Genomic DNA, 18,487 nt, shown 5'->3' with positions numbered 1-18,487 from the left:
GATGCCCTGTCCCCCCGTCATCCAGCAGGCCCAGGTGAGGGCCTTGCAGAAGGCCCGGGTGGGGCCTCGCCTCGCGATCATAAGAGGTTTGCGGGGCGAATGGTACGGCGAAATTCACAGGGTTGCGGGGGCCGTTCACATGGGCATCAAGCCCAGTGCGATACGTGTCAGCTCGGCCTTGTTTCCCACGCTGAACTTCGACCGGACCCGCTTGACGTAGGTGTCGACGGTGTGGTGACTGATGCCGATCCGGCGCGCCACCTGCCCGTGGGTCATGCCCAGCGCGATGAAACGCAGCACCTCCTGTTCCCGCGGGGACAGCGCGGCGGCCACGGAGCGCTCCGCCACGGAGGCGGCCGACGCCGCGGATGCCACCGACGACGTCACCGACGACGCCGAGGGGCGTGCCGCGGCCTCGTTCACCGACCGCAACACCTCCTCGGCCGTCGCGTCCGCCCGTACGACCACCGTGCACGGCCCGTCGCCCGCGTCGACGGACCGCGCCCACGGCCCCGGAACGTCGTCCGCGAGGCTCTCCCCCACGACCAGGACGTCGACCCGGTCCCCCTGCCCGGGGAGCGCGTCGGTCGACGTGAACACCACCTCGTAGGACGACTGGGTGCTCAGCAGGTGCGCCAAGCCCATGAGCACCAACGGCCGCCGCTCGCATATCGCTGTTCGCATGTAGGGACCATCCACCCGGGCCTTCCCGAATCGATACCGGTACGCTCCCGCCCCCGTCACGTCCCCGGAAACGGTGTCACCGGATCCTGCGGCATGCCCTCGCGCGCGGCCGCAACAACCATGGAAGCCATGGTCGTTGATGTACGCGAGGTCTCTCGGCTGTATCTTCGCCGCGCCGATCCGGAAGAGGACTGGCTCCGTTCTCCCTTTCGGGCGTCCGCCGTTCCGGAACGCCTGGTGCGGAAGATAGCCCGGCGTTTTCACGAACAACAGCACCTTCCCAACGATCCCGACGCCCGCGGCCAGTACCTGCGCATGGCCCTGGAGGCGCAGGACCAGCTCGCCTGCATGACCGACATGGGGCTGAAGGTGCGCTTCTTCCGCGGTTCCGGGCAGCCCTACACCGCCTCCCGCGAGCTGTGCCTGGCCATGGACTCCGGCGAGGACCTGTATGTGTTCCCCACGGAGCACGGACACGGGCCGGAGGGGTACGAGGACCCGGACAACCCGCTCCTGTCGCCGTCGGGCATCGACATCGACGGGGCGCCGGCCCTCCACAACGACGTACTGCGCGCCACGCACGACTACTTCGGGCACTACCTCATGCGCGCCCCCTTCAACCTCCTCGGTGAACTGTCCGTGGCGTACGCGCATCTGCGGATGTTCTCGCCCGGCATCCACCGGGCGGTTCTGAACGAGTTCGTGGGGCAGATCGCCTGGTTCTACTACGGTCCGCACATCGTCAGACCCGACGGCTCCGTTCCCCTGCGCGGCGACGACGACTGGATCGCCCCCGAGCAACGCCCCTTCGCCGACCAGAAGATCAACCTGATGCCCGCCGCGTGGGTCGAGGAGTTCCTGGCGTGGGGCAGCGGGGACACCGTATGAGCCGCCTTCCCAGGATCCTCGACGGCGGCACCGCCACCGGTCTCCAGGCGGCCGGGATCCCCATGCTGGAACCGTGGCTCACCAGCGCGCCGCTGCGGGACGCGGCCGGGATGGACGCGCTGGTGAAGGTGCACGCGGAGTTCCTGGAGAGCGGCAGCGACATCGTCACCGCCAACACCTTTCGCGTGGGCGCCCGGGCCCTGACCCGCATGGGCGTGCCCGAGGCGGAGCAGGCCGCCTACGTGCGCCGGGCCGTGACCTGCGCCGAGCGCGCCCGTGCGGCCGCCGGAACACCGCACGCCCTGGTGGCGGCCTCGGTCGCCCCCGTCGAGGACTGCTACACCCCGGCGCTCACCCCGGACGACGACGCGCTGCGCCGCGAGCACGACTGGATGGCCGGCGTCCTGGCGGACGCGGCGCCCGACCTCGTCCTCGTGGAGACGCAGTGCACACGTCGGGAGGCGGTGATCGCGGTGGATGCCGCGGTGCGGCACGGGCTGCGGACCTGGGTGAGCTTCGTCGTCACGGACGAGGCCACGCTGCCCGACGGTGACGCCCTCGACGAGGCGGCCCGGGCCTGCGTCGACGCGGGCGCGGCCGCGGTGGCCGTCAACTGCCTGCCCCTCGCCGCCGTACCGCGCGCGCTGGAGCGGCTGACCGGCCTCGGGGTGCCCGTCGGCGTCTACCCGAACCTCGAGGACCGTACGGCCCTCGACCAGTGGGAGCACAGCGCGCACACGCTCCCCCCGGCCCTGTCGCCGTCGGCGTTCGCCGACCTGGCGTACGGCTGGGCCGCCGCGTTCGGACCGGCCTTCGTCGGCGGCTGCTGCGGCACGACTCCCGCGCACATCGGCGCCCTGGCGGACCAGTGGAAGGAAGAGGCGGCATCGTGACGAAGCTTCAGGTACGAGCCACGTTCGGGTCCGCCCTGCTGCACATCGGCGGCCGCGACACCGACCCCGCCCCAGGGGGTGTTTCGAAAGTAGCGTCGTCCGCCCGGAGGGCGGGGCCTGCGGCGTCTGGTGCGGTGCATCGCAAGGCGGAGGGGCGTCCGCGTACTGGGCGTACGCGGACGATCCCGACAACGCAGCGAGGCGCCGTGCCAGGCGTCGCAGGCCAGACGGGACTTTCGAAACACGCCCTGCGGGCCCGACGCGGGCGGCTGCGGGCGGAGTTGGCCGACGCCGGGTTCGAAGCCGTCGGGACGGTGCGCGCGTTCGGGGTGCTGGGGATCCTCGCACCGGTGATCACCGACGAGGACAACGACGTCGCCTACCCGGGCGACCCCATGGCCCTCTATTCGGCGCTCAGTTACCCCATGTCCCGGGCGACGGCCTCCTTCACCGACCCCTTCGGGCCCACCGACGTGTACAACGACCTGTGTCCGCTCTGGCCGCGCCTGCCCGGCAAGAAGGAGCGGCCGGACGTCTCCCGCCGCCTGGAGACGGAGGTGCGGACCACCGACGACACGATCTTCGACCCCCGGACGTGGACCCCGCGCACCCGTGCCGACCTCGTCGGTCTGCTGCGCCGGCGCGCCCCGTCCGTCGTCCTGGTCAGCGCGGTCTCACCGGCACACCGCTACGCCCTGGAGATCGCCGCGCTGGTCAAGGAGGAGTGCCCCGGCGCCCTGGTGGTGATGGGCGGACGGCACGCCGACGAGACGGTGCGCCACGAGCAGTCGGCCGAGGTGTACCTCGCGCCCAGCTCCACCGCCACCGCGGCCACTCGCCCCGTCGACGTCCTGGTGAGCGGCGACGGCGGTCCCCTCCTCGACCTCACCCTGCGGGCCGTCGCCCGCGCCATGGACCTGTCGACGCGCACGGCCACCGCCGGGGCGGTCGCCGCCGAGCTGGAGCGGATGGCGGGCGAGGGAGGCCAGGAGTACGGGCGCGGCAGCATCCTCGTCCGTGACGAAGACGGCGACGGCGACGACTGGGCGGCGTTCCGGGTCGAGGGCCCGCCCGTCCCGGCGGAGCGGTCCCCGTCGCCGTACGCCCCGTTCCTGATCCGTTCCCGGTTCCCGATCTTCACCCGGGACGACGGCACGGTGGCCCGGTGCGCCCATGTCCTCGTCTCGGGCACCTGCCCGATGCGGTGCACGTTCTGCTCGGAGTCGGCCCTGCTGGGCCAGGTGCGGCGCCCGACGCCCGGCGACACCGCGATGATGGTGGAGCGGCTGCGGGAGTACGTCGAGTACGGCGCCGAGGCCGCGTTCTTCGACGACTCGATCTTCTGGTCCGGATCCTGGCCCCGCATCCGGCAGTTCTGCTCCGAGCTGGCCGAGGCGCGGCAGATCGACCGCGGTCTGGCCGTCCTGCAGTGGGGCGCCCAGCTCACCGTCGACGTGCTCACCGGCCCGAAGCCCGAGCTCGTACGCGCGGGCTTGGCCGCGATGCGGGAGGCGGGCTGCACCTACGTCTACGTGGGCATCGAAAGCATGTCCGAGCAGGTCATGCGGCACGTCCACAAGAACGTCCGGCGCGGCACCCCGTGGAAGGAGCGGGTGCGCCTGGCGCTGGGCCTGTTGCGCGACGCCGGGATACGGGTGGGCAGTTCGGTCCTCTTCGGGCTCGACGGCGAGGACGACGACAGCATTGCCGAGACCATCGAGGAGGTGGGCCGCCTCATCGACGACGGCTACCTCATGCTCGCCAGCCCCAACATCCTGACGTACCACCCCGGTACGGAGATCACCCGACGGCACGGCATGGAAGACCGGCTCGACTACGGTTCCCAGGGAATCGAGGTGCCCCCTCCGTACTCCTTCTTCGAGGAGGCGTATCCCGGTGTCGTCTCCCGTCTGCTGACGGAGGACAACATCTGGCGGATCCACCGGGAGTCGAGGGTGCGGTGGGGGCAGGTGCGCAACGGAGTGGAAGCGGTGGCGATGTGACGGTCACGGAGTACGCGACGGCGGAGAGCCTGCCCGGTGAGTACTGGAACGCCGACCCGCCGGACCCCAGGTCCTCGCAAGCCTGGCTCGCCGCGAACCGCTGGCCCGAGGACGGCGTGCGGTTCCTGGAGATACCCGGTGCCGGGGCCGCCTGCGCGGTGCGCACCCAGGACGACCACTCCGGCTTCCCCCGGATGAACTGCACCGAGGTGACCGCGGGCGCGGGCCGTGACGTGACCCAGCCCGAGGGCGACCTCGAGGAGGCCAGGGCGGAGGGGCTGCGTCAGCTGAACGTCTGCGCCCTCGGATACGGACAGTCCGTCTTCCCCGCGGCCGGCGCGCAGTTCGACGCGGACGCGCTGGTGACCGCGCTGGAGGAGTACGCCCGCGCGCAGGGGCGGCTGCTCACCTTCCTGCACCTCGACGAGGACGACCCCGTGCTGCCGTGCCTGCGGGAACGCGGCTGGAGCGTGGGCGTCACCGACCACTACTTCCGCATCGCCGACGTCGGCGAGGACGAGGCCGCCTACCTCGCGGGCTTCCCGGCGGACCGGCGGCGCAGGCTGCGCCGGGAGCTGGCGTCGCTGGACGAGGCCGGTGCGAGCGCCGAGATCCACCGGGGCGACGAGGTGACCGAGGAGATCCAGAAGGAGGTCGCCTGGCTGGAGGCGTGCTCCGACGAGAAGCACGGCATCCCCGGCGACCCGGCCCGGCTGCTGCGCGTGAACGAGCGCCTGCGGCACGCCTTCGGCGCACGGTACCGCGTCACGCTCGTCCGGGACCGGCACGGGACCGCCGTCGCCGGCTCCACCTCGGTCCTCGGCACCCGTGACGTGCTGCTGCGCATGGTCGGGCTCGGCCCCGGAAGCGAGGAGATCGGCGCGTACTTCCACGTCGCCTACCACCAGCTGACCCGTCTGGCCCGCGACGCCGGAGCCCGCAGTGTGCTGCTCAGCACCGGAACCGCGACGGCCAAGCTGCGCAGGGGCGCCACGGCACGGCCGCTGCTGAGCGCCGTACCGCCCGGCGCGCCCGCCCACACCGCGCTGCTGCGCCGCACGGACGCGGCGTTCGCCGCGCTCACCGCTTGAACCACCTCTTAAGGAGCAGAGTGCCTTGAACGCACGCCCCACCGTCCTGATCATCGGCATCGGCCCCCTGCGTGAACGCTTCTTCGCGGCGGCCGAGCGCAGAGGCGTCGACACGATCCTCGTCGACGAGACCGCCTACTCGCGCTACGACCGGCTGGCCACCGAGAACCACGCCTGGCGACTGACGGACCACCAGGACCCGGGCCCCGACCTGGACCGCCTGAAGACCTTCGAGGGCAAGGTCGACGGCATCCTCGCCTTCAACGACTGGGGCACCCGCATCGCGGCCCGTCTCGCGAAGGAGTGGGGCCTGCCCGGCGCCGGAGCGGCCGTCGCCGACGACCTCGCCCACAAGGCCGACGTACGGCGCAGGCTCGCCGGCACCGGTGCCGACCTGCCCTTCGTCCTCACCTCCGACCCCGCCGAGGCCGAGGCGCTCCTGCGCTCCGCACCGTCCGGCGAGGTCATCGTCAAGCCCGTCGACGGCGCGGCGAGCCTCGGCATCCGGCGCGTGGCGGACCCCGCCGACCTTCCGGGCGCCCTGTCGGCCGTGATGTCCACCACCGGCCAGCCGCGGGCGCTGGCCGAGCACTTCGTGCCGGGCCCCGAGCTGTCCCTGGAGGCCGTGGTCACGGCCGGGCGCACCCTGTTCGTCGGGGTCACAGAGAAGACCTGCACCACGCCGCCCTCCTTCGTGGAGACACGGCACGTGATCGACCCCGCGGTGCAGCGCGAACTGGGCCCGTCGGCCACCCGCTTCGTCGACAGCGTGGTCAAGGCGCTCGGCATCGACAGCGCCGTGCTCCACCTGGAGGCCAAGCGCGACGGCGACCGCTGGCACCTCATCGAGATCGCCTTCCGCCCCGCCGGCGGACTCATCAGCGACGTGCTGCTGCGCGCCACCGGACTCGACCTGTACGACGCCGCGCTCTCCGTCGCGCTCGGCGACGAGGACCCCGCCCGCACCCGGCCCGACGTCACCCCGCACGTCGCGGCGGTCGAGTTCGTCGCGGGCACCGGAACCGTCGCCGACGCCCCCACGATGGCCGGGGTCCGCGAGGGCCTGCCGCTCGTCTCGCACGCCGAGCGCCTGCTGCCGCCCGGCTCGACCCTCGCGAGCGTCGACGCCAACTGGTGGCGGGCCGGCTACGTCCTGGGCAGCGGCCCGGACCGCGGCGAGACCCTGGCCCAGCTCGCCGAGGCCAACTCCCGGCTGCTCGACCTCCTGGGGCTGACCAGGGTCCCCGACGCGTGAGCCGGACGGACGGGCCGCTGCCCCGGCTGTTCGTGTCGGCGATGATCGTCGACGCGGTCGGCTCGGGGATGTTCATGCCCTTCGCGCTGCTGTACTTCGTGCGGGTGCAGGACCTCGGCGTCGCGTCCGTCGGCACCACGCTCACCGTGGTGAACCTGGCGTTGATCGTGTCGAGCGCGGCCCTCGGACGCCTCGTGCAGTCCGTGGGCCACCTGCGCTCCCTCATCATCGGCAACGCGGTACGCGCGCCGCTGTTCGTCCTGTACGCGGTGACGCTGCCCGCGCCCGTGGCCGTGGGCGCGCTCGTCCTGTCCGCCGTACTCGACAAGGCGGTGTGGGTGTCGCTCGGCGCCACCATCGCCCGCCTGGCCCGCGGGCCCGCCTCCCGGCGCGCGTTCAGCACCGTGGGCTGGGCCCGCAACGTCGGCCTGTGCCTCGGCTCGCTCGTCGGCGGCGTGCTGGCCTCGGCGCACAGCTCGACGGGGTTGCGGGCGATCGCGCTGGTCAACGCGGCGAGCTTCGCCGTCACCACGGTCGTCCTGCTACGGCTGCGGGGGCGGGCGGCACCGGAGGCCCCTCCCTCCTCCGGGACCCGGCAGCCCGACTCGGCCGGTGCCTCGCAGGTGCTGCGCCTGCCGGGCTTCGCGCTGCTCACCGCGGCCAAGACGTGCTTCACGGTGTGCGCCACGGTCATGTCGACGTTCACCGGCCTCTACCTCGTGGACGACGCCCGCCTGGCCGGCTGGGCCGCCGGCACCGTGCTGGCACTCAACGGCGCGCTGGTCGTGCTGTTCCAGCAGTCACTCGTGAAACGCACGGCGGACCACAGCGCGCCCCGGATGATGGCTGCGGGCGGCGCCCTGTACGCGTCCGCCGGGCTGGGGTTCGCGCTGATCTCCCCCCTGCGGGAGCTCCCGGCGGTCGCCGTCGCCGTGGCGCTCGTCGCGATGACCGTGTACACCCTCGGCGAGATCGTGATCGCCCCGACCAGCGACGCCTACGCCGCCGAACTCGCCGCACCCGGCATGGAGGCCCCCTGCATGGCGGTGTACCAGGCGTCCTGGTCCATCGCCTCCGTCGCCGTGCCGGTCGCGGGTGCCTGGCTGCTGCTCGCCTCACCCGCCGGTCTGTGGACCGCCTTCGCCGCGGTGGCCGTCCTGGGCGCGCTGCTCAGCGCGGCGCTCGGCCGTGACCGGGTGAAGGTCGACCGTGGCGGGGTGAAGGAGAGTGGCAGACTGCACTCATGACGACGCACAAGAACCTGCTCGGTGGCCCCGACCCGACGTACCTGCCGGAGAACGAGGACGCCTATCGGCAGCTGGGCGAGGAGTCCCTGCCCCCGGCCCAGGTCGCGGCGGACCACCCCGAGTTCTCGCTTGCCTGGGCCATGCTCGCCGACGACGCCTTCGAGGCGGGGCGCGTGGTCGAGTCGTACGCCTACGCCCGCACCGGCTACCACCGCGGCCTCGACCAGCTCCGCCGCGCCGGCTGGAAGGGCCACGGCCCCATCCCCTGGGACCACCGCCCCAACCGAGGCTTCCTCCGCTGCCTCGCCGGCCTCGCCCGCGCCGCCGACTCCATCAACGAAAAGCCCGAGGCCGACCGCTGCTGGCAGTTCCTCCAGGACAGCAGCGCGGAGGCCTACACGGAGCTGAAGCAGTAGCGCAGGCCACCTGCAACCCCCTGAGGGGCGCGGGGCTGTGTCACATGCGGCTCCGCCGCGTGGCCGCGACCAGCCATCGAACACCCGCAGCCGCCGACGATCGGCAACCACGCAGACGAGAAGGCACAGTGGTCACTCCAGGCGCCGCGCCGGAGTGACCCGCCCCTCCAGCGGCGGCGCCGTCACAGAGCCATGCGTCCTGCACTCAGGACGCCGGCAGTCCGGCGGCGGGCGCCGTACCGTCGAGAAGGCGACCACCGCGCCCACGACCAACGCCCCCGCACACCACACCATCGCCCGCCCGAACGCATCATCGAACGCCTCCGGCGACCGATACGCCTCCTCCCCCATCCCCGCCAGCAACGGCAGCGCCGCCACGGCGACCAGCCCGGCCGCCCGCGCCGCCGCGTTGTTGACCCCGCTCGCCAGCCCCGCGCGGGTGACGTCCACGGACGCCAGCACCGTCGCGGTCAGCGGCGCGACCAGCGTGACCATGCCGAGGCCGAGGACCACCAGCGCGGGCAGCACATCGGTGGCGTACGAGGCACCGGGCCCGACCCGCAGCATCAGCAGGATCCCCACCGCGGCTACCAGCGGCCCCACCGTGAGCGGCGCCCGCGGCCCGATCCGCTCGCCGAGGGCTCCGGAGCGGGCGGAGAACAGCAGCATCAGCACGGTGATCGGCAGCAGTGCGGTACCGGCGCCGAGCGCCGAGTAACCGGCCACGACCTGGAGTTGCAGCGCGGCGAGGAAGAAGAAGCCGCCGAACGCCGCGTACACGCACAGGGTGACCAGGTTGACCGCGCTGAACTGCCGGGACGCGAAGATGCCGAGCGGCATCATCGGATCGGGGCTGCGCCGCTCGACCACCACGAAGGCGACCGCGGCGGCCAGCCCGGCGACGCCGCTGACGGCGACGGCGAGGGTGCCCTCGCGGGCCTCGATCAGGGCGTAGGTGAGCAGGGCGAGGGCGAGCGCGCCCAGCGCGGCACCGAGCACGTCGAAGTGCCCGTGCGCCCGCTCGTCCCTGGACTCGGGCACATGGCGTACGGCGACCGGGGCGCACACCAGCGCCAGCGGCACGTTGATCAGGAACACCCAGCGCCAGCCCGGCCCGTCCACCAGCCACCCGCCCAGGAACGGCCCGACGGCCGCCCCGACCCCGCCGAACCCGGACCACAGGCCGACGGCCCGCCCCCGGTCCTCGGCATGGAAGGTGGCCTGGATGAGGGCGAGGGAGCCCGGCGTGAGCAGCGCGCCCCCGACGCCCTGCAGTGCCCGGGCCGCGATGAGCACCCCGGCGTTCGGGGCGATCCCGCACAGCAGGGAGGCGACGGCGAACCACACCACCCCGATGACGAAGATCCGGCGCCTGCCGTACCGGTCGCCGAGCGAGCCGCCGAGGAGGATCAGCCCGGCCAGCGTGACCATGTAGGCGTTGACGGTCCACTGGAGGGACGCGAGGTCGGCGCCGAGGTCGCGGCCCATCCGGGGCAGGGCGACGTTGACGACGGTCGAGTCCAGCAGGGCCATGCTGGAGCCGAGGATCGTGGTGAACAGGATCCACTTGCCCTGGGGCGAGGCCAGCCTGACATCGGGCATCCCCCAGGTATACAGCGAGCCCGGCGCCGTGGGCAGGCACCGGGCTCGCGAGTTTCCCGAAGGGATACCGCGCGGGGTTTACTTGATCTTCGTACCCGCCGAGCGCAGGTTCTGCGTGGCCTCGACGACCCGGGCGGCCATCGAGCCCTCGGCCAGCTTGCCCCAGGTGCGCGGGTCGTAGGTCTTCTTGGAGCCGACCTCGCCGTCGACCTTCAGGACGCCGTCGTAGTTGCGGAACATGTGGTCGGCGACGGGACGCGTGAAGGCGTACTGCGTGTCCGTGTCGATGTTCATCTTCACGACGCCGTTCTCCAGCGCGGTGCGGATCTCGTCCTCCGTGGAGCCGGAGCCGCCGTGGAAGACGAAGTCGAACGGCTGGCTGCCGCCCGGCAGGCCGAACTTGGCGGCGACGCCGTCGTTCAGCTCCTTCAGCAGGTCGGGGCGGAGGACGACGTTGCCCGGCTTGTACACACCGTGCACGTTGCCGAAGGACGCGGCCAGGAGGTAGCGGCCCCGGTCGCCGAGGCCGAGCGCCTCGGCCGTACGGATCGCGTCGTCGGCCGTGGTGTAGAGGGAGTCGTTGATCTCGTGGGAGACGCCGTCCTCCTCGCCACCGGTCGGGGTGATCTCCACCTCGAGGATGATCTTCGCGGCGCGGGCGCGCTCCAGGAGCTCCTGCGCGATGGACAGGTTGTCCGCGAGGGTCTCGGCGGAGCCATCCCACATGTGGGACTGGAACAGCGGGTTGCGGCCGGCCTTGACGCGTTCCTCGGAGACCGCGAGCAGCGGACGCACGTACCCGTCGAGCTTGTCCTTGGGGCAGTGGTCCGTGTGCAGGGCGATGTTGACGGGGTACTTCTCGGCGACGATGTGCGCGAACTCCGCCAGGGCGACGGAGCCGGTCACCATGTCCTTGCTGTACTGGCCGCCCAGGAACTCGGCGCCGCCCGTGGAGATCTGGACGATGCCGTCGCTCTCCGCCTCCGCGAAGCCGCGCAGAGCCGCGTGCAGAGTCTGGGTCGAGGTGACGTTGATGGCCGGGTAGGCGAACTTGCCTGCCTTCGCCCGATCGAGCATCTCGTTGTAGACCTCGGGGGTTGCGATGGGCATACGTCCGCTCCTTGAGTGTGCGGGTTGGCGTTCTGCGTGTTTACGGCCCTGACCTAGACCTTGGGGGCGACGTCATCGTCGTCCCCATCTTTCCAGACATGGGGCGATGCTCAATGCGCCGGTCAGTCGTGGTTTCGGCCGCCCGGTCAGTCGAGTCCCAGCTCGTCCTTGTCGTACGCGTACAGGTACGGCACCCCCGCTCCCGCCTCGATCTTCTCGGCGGCACCGGTCGCCCGGTCGACGATCGTCGCGACGCCGACGACCTCCGCGCCTGCCTCGCGCACGGCCTCGACGGCGGTGAGCGGGGAGCCTCCGGTGGTGGAGGTGTCCTCGACGACGAGGACGCGGCGGCCGGCGATGTCCGGCCCTTCGACCCGCCGCTGCAGGCCGTGCGCCTTGGCCGCCTTGCGTACGACGAAGGCGTCCAGCTTCCGCCCGCGCGCGGCGGCCGCGTGCAGCATGGCGGCGGCGACCGGGTCGGCGCCCATGGTCAGGCCGCCCACCGCGTCGAAGTCGAGGTCGGCGGTCAGGTCCAGGAGCACCTGCCCGACCAGCGGGGCGGCCGCACCGTCGAGGGTGATGCGGCGCAGGTCGACGTAGTAGTCGGCCTCGAGACCCGACGAGAGGGTCACCTTGCCGTGCACCACGGCCTTGTCCTTGATCTGCTGCAGCAGCGCGCCACGTACGTCCGTCATGCCGAACAGCTTAGAGGCGGCGCCAGGACCATGTGGTCGTGGCCTCCAGCGGCTCCAGCGGGGTGACCAGACGGGGCAGTGTGTTCAGCCCGTTGGGCGGACCGGTCTGCGGCTCCACGCACACCGCGGCCTCCTGCTCGTCGTAGACGACGACCCACTCCTCGGGGCTGGTCACCTTCAGCTCCAGCTGCCCCGGCCAGGTGAGGGTGACGTCGACGCCGCCCGGCATCCCGAAGCAGTCGTCCCACGGCCCCGGCTTCGGCTCGACACGGTCCCCGGTCGGCAGGTGATCGTCCCCGCGCTGCTCCTGCCAGGCGGCGTGGAAATCGATGCGCACGTCCTCCCCTCCCACGTTCCGCCGGAACCACGGATGCCAGCCGATCTGCGCCGGGAACGAGGAGTCGTACGTCTCCACGGACATGGTGAGCGTAAGCGCGTCCCCGGTGAGGGCCACCATCTGCGTGACCCGCCCTGTGTAGGGCCAGGGCTCCACCAGGTCGTAGGTGAGGACCGCCTCGTCGGCCGTGACGCGGGCGACCTTCCAGGCGCCGTCGCGGACGGTGCCGTGGATGGCGTGCGGCGGCGAGTTCAGCGGCATCTGGTGCACGACGGCTCCGTCCCGGAACCGCCCCTCCCTGATCCGCCCGCACCAGGGAACCATCGGGAAGCACCCGAACCGCTCCCCCTGCCGCAGCAGCTCGACACCCCCGACGCTCACTCCTCCGACCCGTCCGCCGTTCCCCGGCTGCACGGTCACCTCCGCGTCACCCGCGGTCAGCGTGATGTCTTCACTACTCACGAGAGCGACCCTACTGGTCCGATCAAGCGGGCATCGGCGCCACGGCCCACGGCAGGCCGGGCGTCAGCGGCGCTTGCGCAGGGCTCGTCCCACGACGATCGCCGACGCCACCGCGAACGCGGCCGCGGGCACGGCCCACCGCAGCGCCTGGTTCTGGGAAACGGCCTGGGGCGCGGGCACCGGTGCGTACCGCCCCCGCGGCGGCGCGTGATCCACTTCCTCCGCGCTCCGCCCGATCATCGTCCGCCGCGCATGCGCCGCCTCGGCCGGCGGTTCACCGACTTCCTCGAAGCCGTCGGGGGGCTCGGCCTCGGCGGCCTCGGCGGCCTCCGCGCCGGCCTCTGCACCGGCCTCTGCCTCGGGCGGCTCGGGAGCCGGGGCGTCCTCCGCGTCCGGCGCGGCCTCGAAGTCCCCGGTCGCGGCAGGCTCGAAATCCTCGGCGGCCGCACTCTCCACCGTCCCGGAACCGGCGTCCACGTCAGCCTGGGCGGTTCGCTCCCCCCGGGCGGTCCCTTCCGCCGGAGGCTCCCCCTCCCCCAGGTTCTCCGCGAAGCGGCTCAGCAGCCGGGTCACCGCCGCGTCCACCACCTCCGCGGGCTGCTCGGTGATGCGGCCGTCCGCGGAGGCCGTACCGGCGAAGGTGAGGGTGGAGCCGGCGTCCGCCTCCGCCAGGCGCAGGGTCAGCGTCAGCTTGACTGTGCCGTGGCCGCGGACCTCCGTGGCCTCGGCCTCGACGGCGTACGTGTCGTCGTCCCTGGGAGAGACGCGGGCCGTGCCGCGGTAGGTGATGGTGTGGCCGCCGACGCGGAGCTTCAGTCGCCCGGCGACGGGCTCGCTCCCGGCGTCCTGCTGGAGGCCGGGGAGCGCCCGGGCCACCTGCGCGGGGTCGGCGAGCGCCACCCGCAGTCGCTCGGCCGGAACCGGAACGAACACCTCATGCTCCATGACAGCGGAGCCTACCCACGGGGCGGCACGAATACCCTCCCATCGGACGTCCCGCCCCCCACTCTCACCCCGCCGGCGCTCCCGAAGTGGTCTCACCAACTCGGTCGGCGGACCCGACGGACACCTCCGCCCATACCGTCTTGCCCACCGGGCGACGAGGCGCCGATCCCCAGCGCACGGCCAGGGCGTCCACCAGGAGCAGGCCGCGACCCGACTCGCCCTCGGGGAACGACGAGGGCGGGACCGCGGGCGGCCGCTTCGCGGAGGCGGCATCCGCGACCTCGATGCGAACCAGGCCCACGGCCGAGTCGAGAGCGAGCCGGAGACCGAAGTCGCGTCCGGGGAGCCGGCCGTGCTGTACGGCGTTCGCGGCGAGTTCGCCGACGACCAGGGCGACGGTGCACGAGGCGTCCGACGCCGGTGGGTACCCCCACTCCCCCATATGCCGGACGGCGAGCCGCCGGGCGAGCTGCGCACCTCGGGGTGAGGAGACGAACTGCTCCGTGAAGGGGTGGAGTTCGTCTCCCGGGGTGGTCGTTCCTGTCAGCACGGCTTGTCGTCCTTGCCTTCTGTCGAGCTTGCGTCATGCCGTGACGTACACAAGTCGTCACGTTCCGTGCTCAAGAATCGTCTGGTCGCCCTACGCTCGACAGGTGCAACAGCCTTACATCTCGGTCGGTAAGGAACGGAAGTGACGCTTTGGCCAACGGAATTGACCCCAGCACGTCGATGGCGGCGCTGTTCGGCTCGCGGGTGCGCAGGCTCCGTACGGCGGCCGGACTGACCCAAGCCGAACTCGGCGCCAGGACACACGTGGTGAGTACGCGCATCACGCAGATCGAGCGGGCGTCCGGGGCGAAGCCGACGCTGGAGTTGGCGCGTGCGCTGGACGCGGCCCTCGGTGCGGACGATCTACTCGTGGAGCTGTGGCCGTACGTGTACCGGGAGGCGTTTCCGGACTGGTCGCGCAGGTTCATGGAGTACTCGGCGCGGGCGGTGGTCATCAGGCAGTACGCGGCTCATGTGGTGCCGGGTCTGTTGCAGACGGAGGACTACGCACATGCCGTTCTCAGCCTGGACGCTCTGCTGGACGGCGAAGAGCAGTTGGAGGAGCGCGTCGCAGCCCGTATGGGACGGCAGGAACGGCTCTCCTCGCCTGACCGGCCGGAGTTGTGGGTGATTCTGGATGAGGCGGTACTGAGGCGGCCCATCGGCGGCCATGCCGTGATGCGAAAGCAGTTGGCGCGGCTGCTCGACGCTGCCGCGGAGCGTCACATCACCGTGCAGGTACTGCCGTTCGACCAAGGCGGGCATGAGGCCATGGGCGGCTCCTTGACGACCCTGACCCTGCCGGACGGCTCAGAAGTGGCTTACACAGAGGGTTCGGACTACGGCCAACTCATCGAGGAACCAGCCAACGTCAGTCGCTACAAGGTGATTTACGATCGACTGCGGGCGGCTGCGCTGCCCCCGCTCATGTCACTCGACATGATCCAGTCCACGATGGAGGGCAACTACCGTGGCGCGAATCTCCCGTCCCGATCTGAACGGCGTCGTGTGGCGCAGGAGCAGCTACAGCAATCAGGCGGGGGGCGACTGCGTGGAGGTGGCCGACGGGTTCCGGGCCGTCGTCCCCGTCCGTGACAGCAAGGTCCCGCACGGTCCGGCGCTGTGCTTCGAAGCCGCCTCCTGGGCGGCCTTCATAGGCGAGTTGAAGGCCTGACGCCGCCCTCCGGTTTCCAGGTCTCCCGGGCTCACCGGGCCCTTGCCCGCGAGGGTCCGGCAGGCCACTGACCTCCTGAAAGAACCGGGGGAAAGAACTTCCCGCCCACCCACCCTCCCCGTCCGCGAAGCCCGCGTCACCCGTCCGAGTGACCGGCTTGCAGGCGCGTGATCCGGGCGGTTACTTTCGCCGCGACAACCGCAAACAGATACGGCCCCCGGCCGGGACTGGCATCCCGAACGAGGGCCTCACCGATCAGGAAGAAAGCACCTTCCCGATGGCTGACCCGCAGTCTAACGCGCGCCTGCGCGCCGACGCCGGAGCTCCGACCTCCGGTGTGATCCACGTACGCACCCGGCTGACGGCCGACTTCACCGTGATCTCCAACGCCCTCGCCCAGCGACGCGGCAGCGCGGTCACCGTCGGCGTCGCGGCGTACATCTCCTCCCTGCCCGACGGCTCCCCCGTGACCATCACCGCCCTCTGCGAGCACTTCAGCGAGGGCGAGATCCTCATCTCGCGAGCGCTCAGGGAACTCGAAGCCGCCGGGTACTTGGAACGCCGCCGCGAGCGCCTGCCCGCCGGGCAGATCCGCACCCGGACATACTTCTACGACGTCCCCGGCGGCGCCCCGGACCCGGACGGTCCTGCGGGACCGCCGAAGTCGCGCCGCCCCCGGAAGCAGCGCGCCGCCACAGTGCCAACGCAGGCGCCGGCGAAGGCGAAGGCGAAGACGGAGGCGGAGACCCCGGCCCCCCTCGCTGAAGCCGACCCCCAAGCGGTCGCCGTACTCACCGCCCTGCGCAGGGTGGATCCGCGGCTGATCCTGTCCGGCCAGGAGGCCGCCCGCCTGGCACCAGCCGTCGCCGAGTGGCTCGCGGCGGGCGTCGGAGCCCATCAGATCACCGAGTCCTTGACCGCGCGCCTCCCCGACCACTTCCGCGCCCGTCCCGCGGCCGTCCTCGCCTACCGGCTCAAGGAGACTCCTCTGCGAGCACCGGCCAGAAGCGCAGAACCCCCAGCCCGTCCGGCGGTCGCACCCATGCGCAACTGCGACGGCTGCGACCGGGGGTTCCGCGCGGCGCACCCCGGCCGTTGCCGTGACTGCCGCTCGCGGGACCGACTCCGCGCGGCCGGCTGAGCCGGTGGGCGGGTGTGCGGCCGGACCTCGGGTGGGAGTCTTGATGTGCGACGATGCGAAACCTGGCACCAAGAGGAGGCGGGGCATGGTCGACAGGTTCGGGGACGGACTTCTGACTCCCACGGAAACGGCCTCCTACCTGGAGATTCCGCAGTCGACGCTCGCGTCGTGGCTGAAGGGCAGGGCCGCCGGGGCGCCGCTGGTCCACCAGGTGGATCCGCTGCGTAAGGGGCAGCCCTCGGTGCCGTTCATCGCGGTGGCCGAGGCGCACGTCCTTCGTTCCCTGCGCGCCCTGGGGCTCCGTATGAGCGAGATCAGGGAGGCAGCCGCCGCCGTACGGGACGCCTTCGCCACGCCCTACGGCCTTGTGTCGAGGCGGATCGCGACGGATGGTGTGGACATCTTCGTCGAGCATGGTCTCGGGGATCTCCGCAGGGCCCGGGACGGTCAGGCCCCCATTCATGAGGTGGTCTCCGGCTACCTCCGCTACCTGAACTGGGAGCCCGACGACGACTTTCCCTCCAGCCTGCGGCTCAGGCAGTACCCGGACTCCGTCCCCGTAGTGATCGACCCGAGATTCGGGCACGGCAGGCCGGTCGTGGCCGCCAATCGCGTCGCGGTCAACGCCATCACCGACCTGTGGGAGGCCGGAGAGAGCGTCGAGGACATCGCGTACGACTTCGACATGACGCCCGAGCAGGTCGACGCGTTGTGCCGGGCAGTGGTGCGCCTTGCCGCCTGAGTTCTTCCTCGACCGCAACCTCGGGCGCCGAGTCGCGGAAGGCTGAGGGCGTGCGGCTGGACCGTTCACCGCATCGGGGACGCCTTTTCCGACGACGGACAGGACGTGGCCGACGAGGAGTGGATCGCTCACGGTCTCGACCAGCTCATGGGTTCCGCTCTCGAAAGACGGCCGGATCAAGAGCCGGGACCTGGAAATCCGGCCGGTCCTTGAACGCGAGGCGGTGCTGTTCTACCTCGACAACCAGCAGCTACGCAGTGTCCAGATGGTCGAACGCCTGGACGCACACCGTGAAGCGATCCACCGGGCGGTGGACAAAGGCGGCCCCGCAGCATATGCGGTACGACGCGACCGCATATGAGCGCACCTGGCCGCCATGACCGGCAGACGGCCCGAGTCACGCAAGGGCCGTCGGGGTGCCGGACTGGTAGTCGGCTATGTCAGCCCGGGAATTCCGGAGGCGGGAATTCCGGAGGCGCGTTGATATTACGGTGCTGGAATCGTGCAGGCCTCGCTGAGGAGAATCGTTGAGCGCGCGCATCCTGGTCGCCGAAGATGACGAAAAACAGTCTCGTCTCATCCGGATTTATCTGGAGCGGGAAGGCAACGCGGTGCAGGTCGTGGCCGACGGCCGGGCAGCGCTGGAACGGGCGCGTTCGACGGGGCTGGATCTCATCGTTCTCGATGTGATGCTGCCGCTCGTCGACGGACTCGACGTATGCCGCATTCTGCGTGCCGAGGCCTACGAGGTACCGATTCTGCTGCTGACCGCGCGCAGCACCGAGGAGGACATGCTCCTCGGCCTCGACCTGGGGGCCGACGACTACCTCACCAAGCCGTACAGTCCCCGCGAACTCACCGCGCGGGTACGGGCGCTGCTGCGGCGCTCCAGGAAAGGCGGCGCGGCCGGGAGCGAGGTGCTGCGGGTCGGCGCGGTCGAACTGGACACCGCCCGCTTCGAGGTCCGGGTGGCAGGCCGTCCGGTGGCGCTGACCTCCAAGGAGTTCTCGATCCTGGAGGCTTTGGCCCGCGAGCCGGGGCGGGTGTTCACCCGGGCCCAGATCATCGAGCGCGCCTTCGGCTTCGACAGCGACGTACTCGAGCGCACGGTGGACGCCCATGTGCGCAACCTGCGCCGGAAGCTGGGGGACGACCCCGCCCGGCCGCGCCATCTGGAGACCGTGTACGGCCGGGGGTACCGCCTGGTGGACGGGTCGGCGCCCACCCAAGCGCTCGCGGGGTCCTGACCGCGG

Annotated in this window: 20 protein-coding genes; 13 read left to right on the top strand and 7 right to left on the bottom strand. The window is 71.6% G+C overall.

Annotated features, from left to right (window positions below):
- Positions 1–135 precede the first annotated feature (135 nt).
- A complete protein-coding gene (locus tag AC067M_RS24475) occupies positions 136–684 on the bottom strand; it encodes a response regulator transcription factor (RefSeq protein WP_478699155.1) in 549 nt (182 codons plus the stop codon).
- Positions 685–921: 237 nt separating this feature from the next.
- Between AC067M_RS24475 and AC067M_RS24470 the strand changes: the two genes are divergently transcribed.
- The 7 genes from AC067M_RS24470 (at position 922) to AC067M_RS24440 (ending at position 8,477) form a co-directional block, all read left to right on the top strand.
- Positions 922–1,572 (top strand): hypothetical protein, encoded by a 651-nt coding sequence (locus tag AC067M_RS24470; protein ID WP_478699154.1) that lies wholly within the window; start codon positions 922–924, stop codon positions 1,570–1,572.
- Complete coding sequence (locus tag AC067M_RS24465; protein WP_478699153.1) at positions 1,569–2,465, top strand: homocysteine S-methyltransferase family protein; 897 nt, start codon at positions 1,569–1,571, stop codon at positions 2,463–2,465. The genes AC067M_RS24470 and AC067M_RS24465 overlap by 4 nt, the downstream gene beginning before the upstream one ends.
- Before the next feature lie 206 nt (positions 2,466–2,671).
- A complete protein-coding gene (locus AC067M_RS24460; protein ID WP_478699152.1) occupies positions 2,672–4,468 on the top strand; it encodes a B12-binding domain-containing radical SAM protein in 1,797 nt (598 codons plus the stop codon).
- On the top strand, positions 4,465–5,559 hold the full coding sequence (locus AC067M_RS24455) for a hypothetical protein (protein ID WP_478699151.1): 1,095 nt from the start codon (positions 4,465–4,467) through the stop codon (positions 5,557–5,559). Before AC067M_RS24460 ends, AC067M_RS24455 begins: the two co-directional genes overlap by 4 nt.
- Before the next feature lie 25 nt (positions 5,560–5,584).
- Entirely contained in the window at positions 5,585–6,814 is a 1,230-nt protein-coding gene (locus AC067M_RS24450) for an ATP-grasp domain-containing protein (protein ID WP_478699150.1), read from the top strand.
- On the top strand, positions 6,811–8,061 hold the full coding sequence (locus AC067M_RS24445) for an MFS transporter (protein ID WP_478699149.1): 1,251 nt from the start codon (positions 6,811–6,813) through the stop codon (positions 8,059–8,061). The genes AC067M_RS24450 and AC067M_RS24445 overlap by 4 nt, the downstream gene beginning before the upstream one ends.
- On the top strand, positions 8,058–8,477 hold the full coding sequence (locus tag AC067M_RS24440; protein WP_478699148.1) for a DUF3151 domain-containing protein: 420 nt from the start codon (positions 8,058–8,060) through the stop codon (positions 8,475–8,477). Before AC067M_RS24445 ends, AC067M_RS24440 begins: the two co-directional genes overlap by 4 nt.
- Before the next feature lie 132 nt (positions 8,478–8,609).
- Here AC067M_RS24440 and AC067M_RS24435 read toward each other — a convergent pair whose 3' ends face one another.
- The 6 genes from AC067M_RS24435 to AC067M_RS24410 form a co-directional block, all read right to left on the bottom strand.
- A complete protein-coding gene (locus tag AC067M_RS24435; protein WP_478699147.1) occupies positions 8,610–10,079 on the bottom strand; it encodes an MFS transporter in 1,470 nt (489 codons plus the stop codon).
- 78 nt (positions 10,080–10,157) lie between these two features.
- Entirely contained in the window at positions 10,158–11,189 is a 1,032-nt protein-coding gene (gene fbaA / locus AC067M_RS24430) for a class II fructose-bisphosphate aldolase (protein ID WP_478699146.1), read from the bottom strand.
- Between the two features lie 146 nt (positions 11,190–11,335).
- Entirely contained in the window at positions 11,336–11,884 is a 549-nt protein-coding gene (pyrE, locus tag AC067M_RS24425; protein WP_478699145.1) for an orotate phosphoribosyltransferase, read from the bottom strand.
- 10 nt (positions 11,885–11,894) lie between these two features.
- Complete coding sequence (locus tag AC067M_RS24420) at positions 11,895–12,683, bottom strand: aldose epimerase family protein (RefSeq protein ID WP_478699144.1); 789 nt, start codon at positions 12,681–12,683, stop codon at positions 11,895–11,897.
- A 63-nt stretch (positions 12,684–12,746) separates the two neighbouring features.
- On the bottom strand, positions 12,747–13,628 hold the full coding sequence (locus AC067M_RS24415; RefSeq protein WP_478699143.1) for an SRPBCC family protein: 882 nt from the start codon (positions 13,626–13,628) through the stop codon (positions 12,747–12,749).
- Between the two features lie 64 nt (positions 13,629–13,692).
- A complete protein-coding gene (locus AC067M_RS24410) occupies positions 13,693–14,178 on the bottom strand; it encodes an ATP-binding protein (RefSeq protein ID WP_478699142.1) in 486 nt (161 codons plus the stop codon).
- A gap of 179 nt (positions 14,179–14,357) precedes the next feature.
- On the opposite strand from AC067M_RS24410, the gene AC067M_RS24405 reads away from it, so the two are divergent.
- The 6 genes from AC067M_RS24405 to AC067M_RS24380 all read left to right on the top strand — a co-directional run bounded on the left by AC067M_RS24405 (position 14,358) and on the right by AC067M_RS24380 (position 18,481).
- Positions 14,358–15,272: a helix-turn-helix domain-containing protein gene (locus AC067M_RS24405; RefSeq protein ID WP_478699141.1), complete on the top strand. Its 915-nt coding sequence runs from the start codon at positions 14,358–14,360 to the stop codon at positions 15,270–15,272.
- Positions 15,229–15,351 carry a DUF397 domain-containing protein gene (locus AC067M_RS24400; RefSeq protein WP_478699140.1) on the top strand — a complete coding sequence of 41 codons (123 nt, stop codon included), beginning with the start codon at positions 15,229–15,231 and terminating at the stop codon, positions 15,349–15,351. Before AC067M_RS24405 ends, AC067M_RS24400 begins: the two co-directional genes overlap by 44 nt.
- Before the next feature lie 277 nt (positions 15,352–15,628).
- Positions 15,629–16,492 carry a hypothetical protein gene (locus AC067M_RS24395; RefSeq protein WP_478699139.1) on the top strand — a complete coding sequence of 288 codons (864 nt, stop codon included), beginning with the start codon at positions 15,629–15,631 and terminating at the stop codon, positions 16,490–16,492.
- 85 nt (positions 16,493–16,577) lie between these two features.
- Positions 16,578–17,234 (top strand): DUF433 domain-containing protein, encoded by a 657-nt coding sequence (locus AC067M_RS24390; protein WP_478699138.1) that lies wholly within the window; start codon positions 16,578–16,580, stop codon positions 17,232–17,234.
- Between the two features lie 175 nt (positions 17,235–17,409).
- Positions 17,410–17,595 carry a hypothetical protein gene (locus tag AC067M_RS24385; protein ID WP_478699292.1) on the top strand — a complete coding sequence of 62 codons (186 nt, stop codon included), beginning with the start codon at positions 17,410–17,412 and terminating at the stop codon, positions 17,593–17,595.
- A gap of 166 nt (positions 17,596–17,761) precedes the next feature.
- The gene (locus AC067M_RS24380; RefSeq protein ID WP_478699137.1) at positions 17,762–18,481 is read left to right on the top strand and encodes a response regulator transcription factor; all 720 of its coding nucleotides are present in this window, start codon (positions 17,762–17,764) and stop codon (positions 18,479–18,481) included.
- The last annotated feature ends 6 nt before the right edge of the window (positions 18,482–18,487 follow it).

The organism is Streptomyces sp. NPDC043427, from assembly GCF_056436655.1.
Note: the sequence above shows the minus strand (reverse complement) of the source record. Positions and strands in the feature narration are given on the sequence as shown.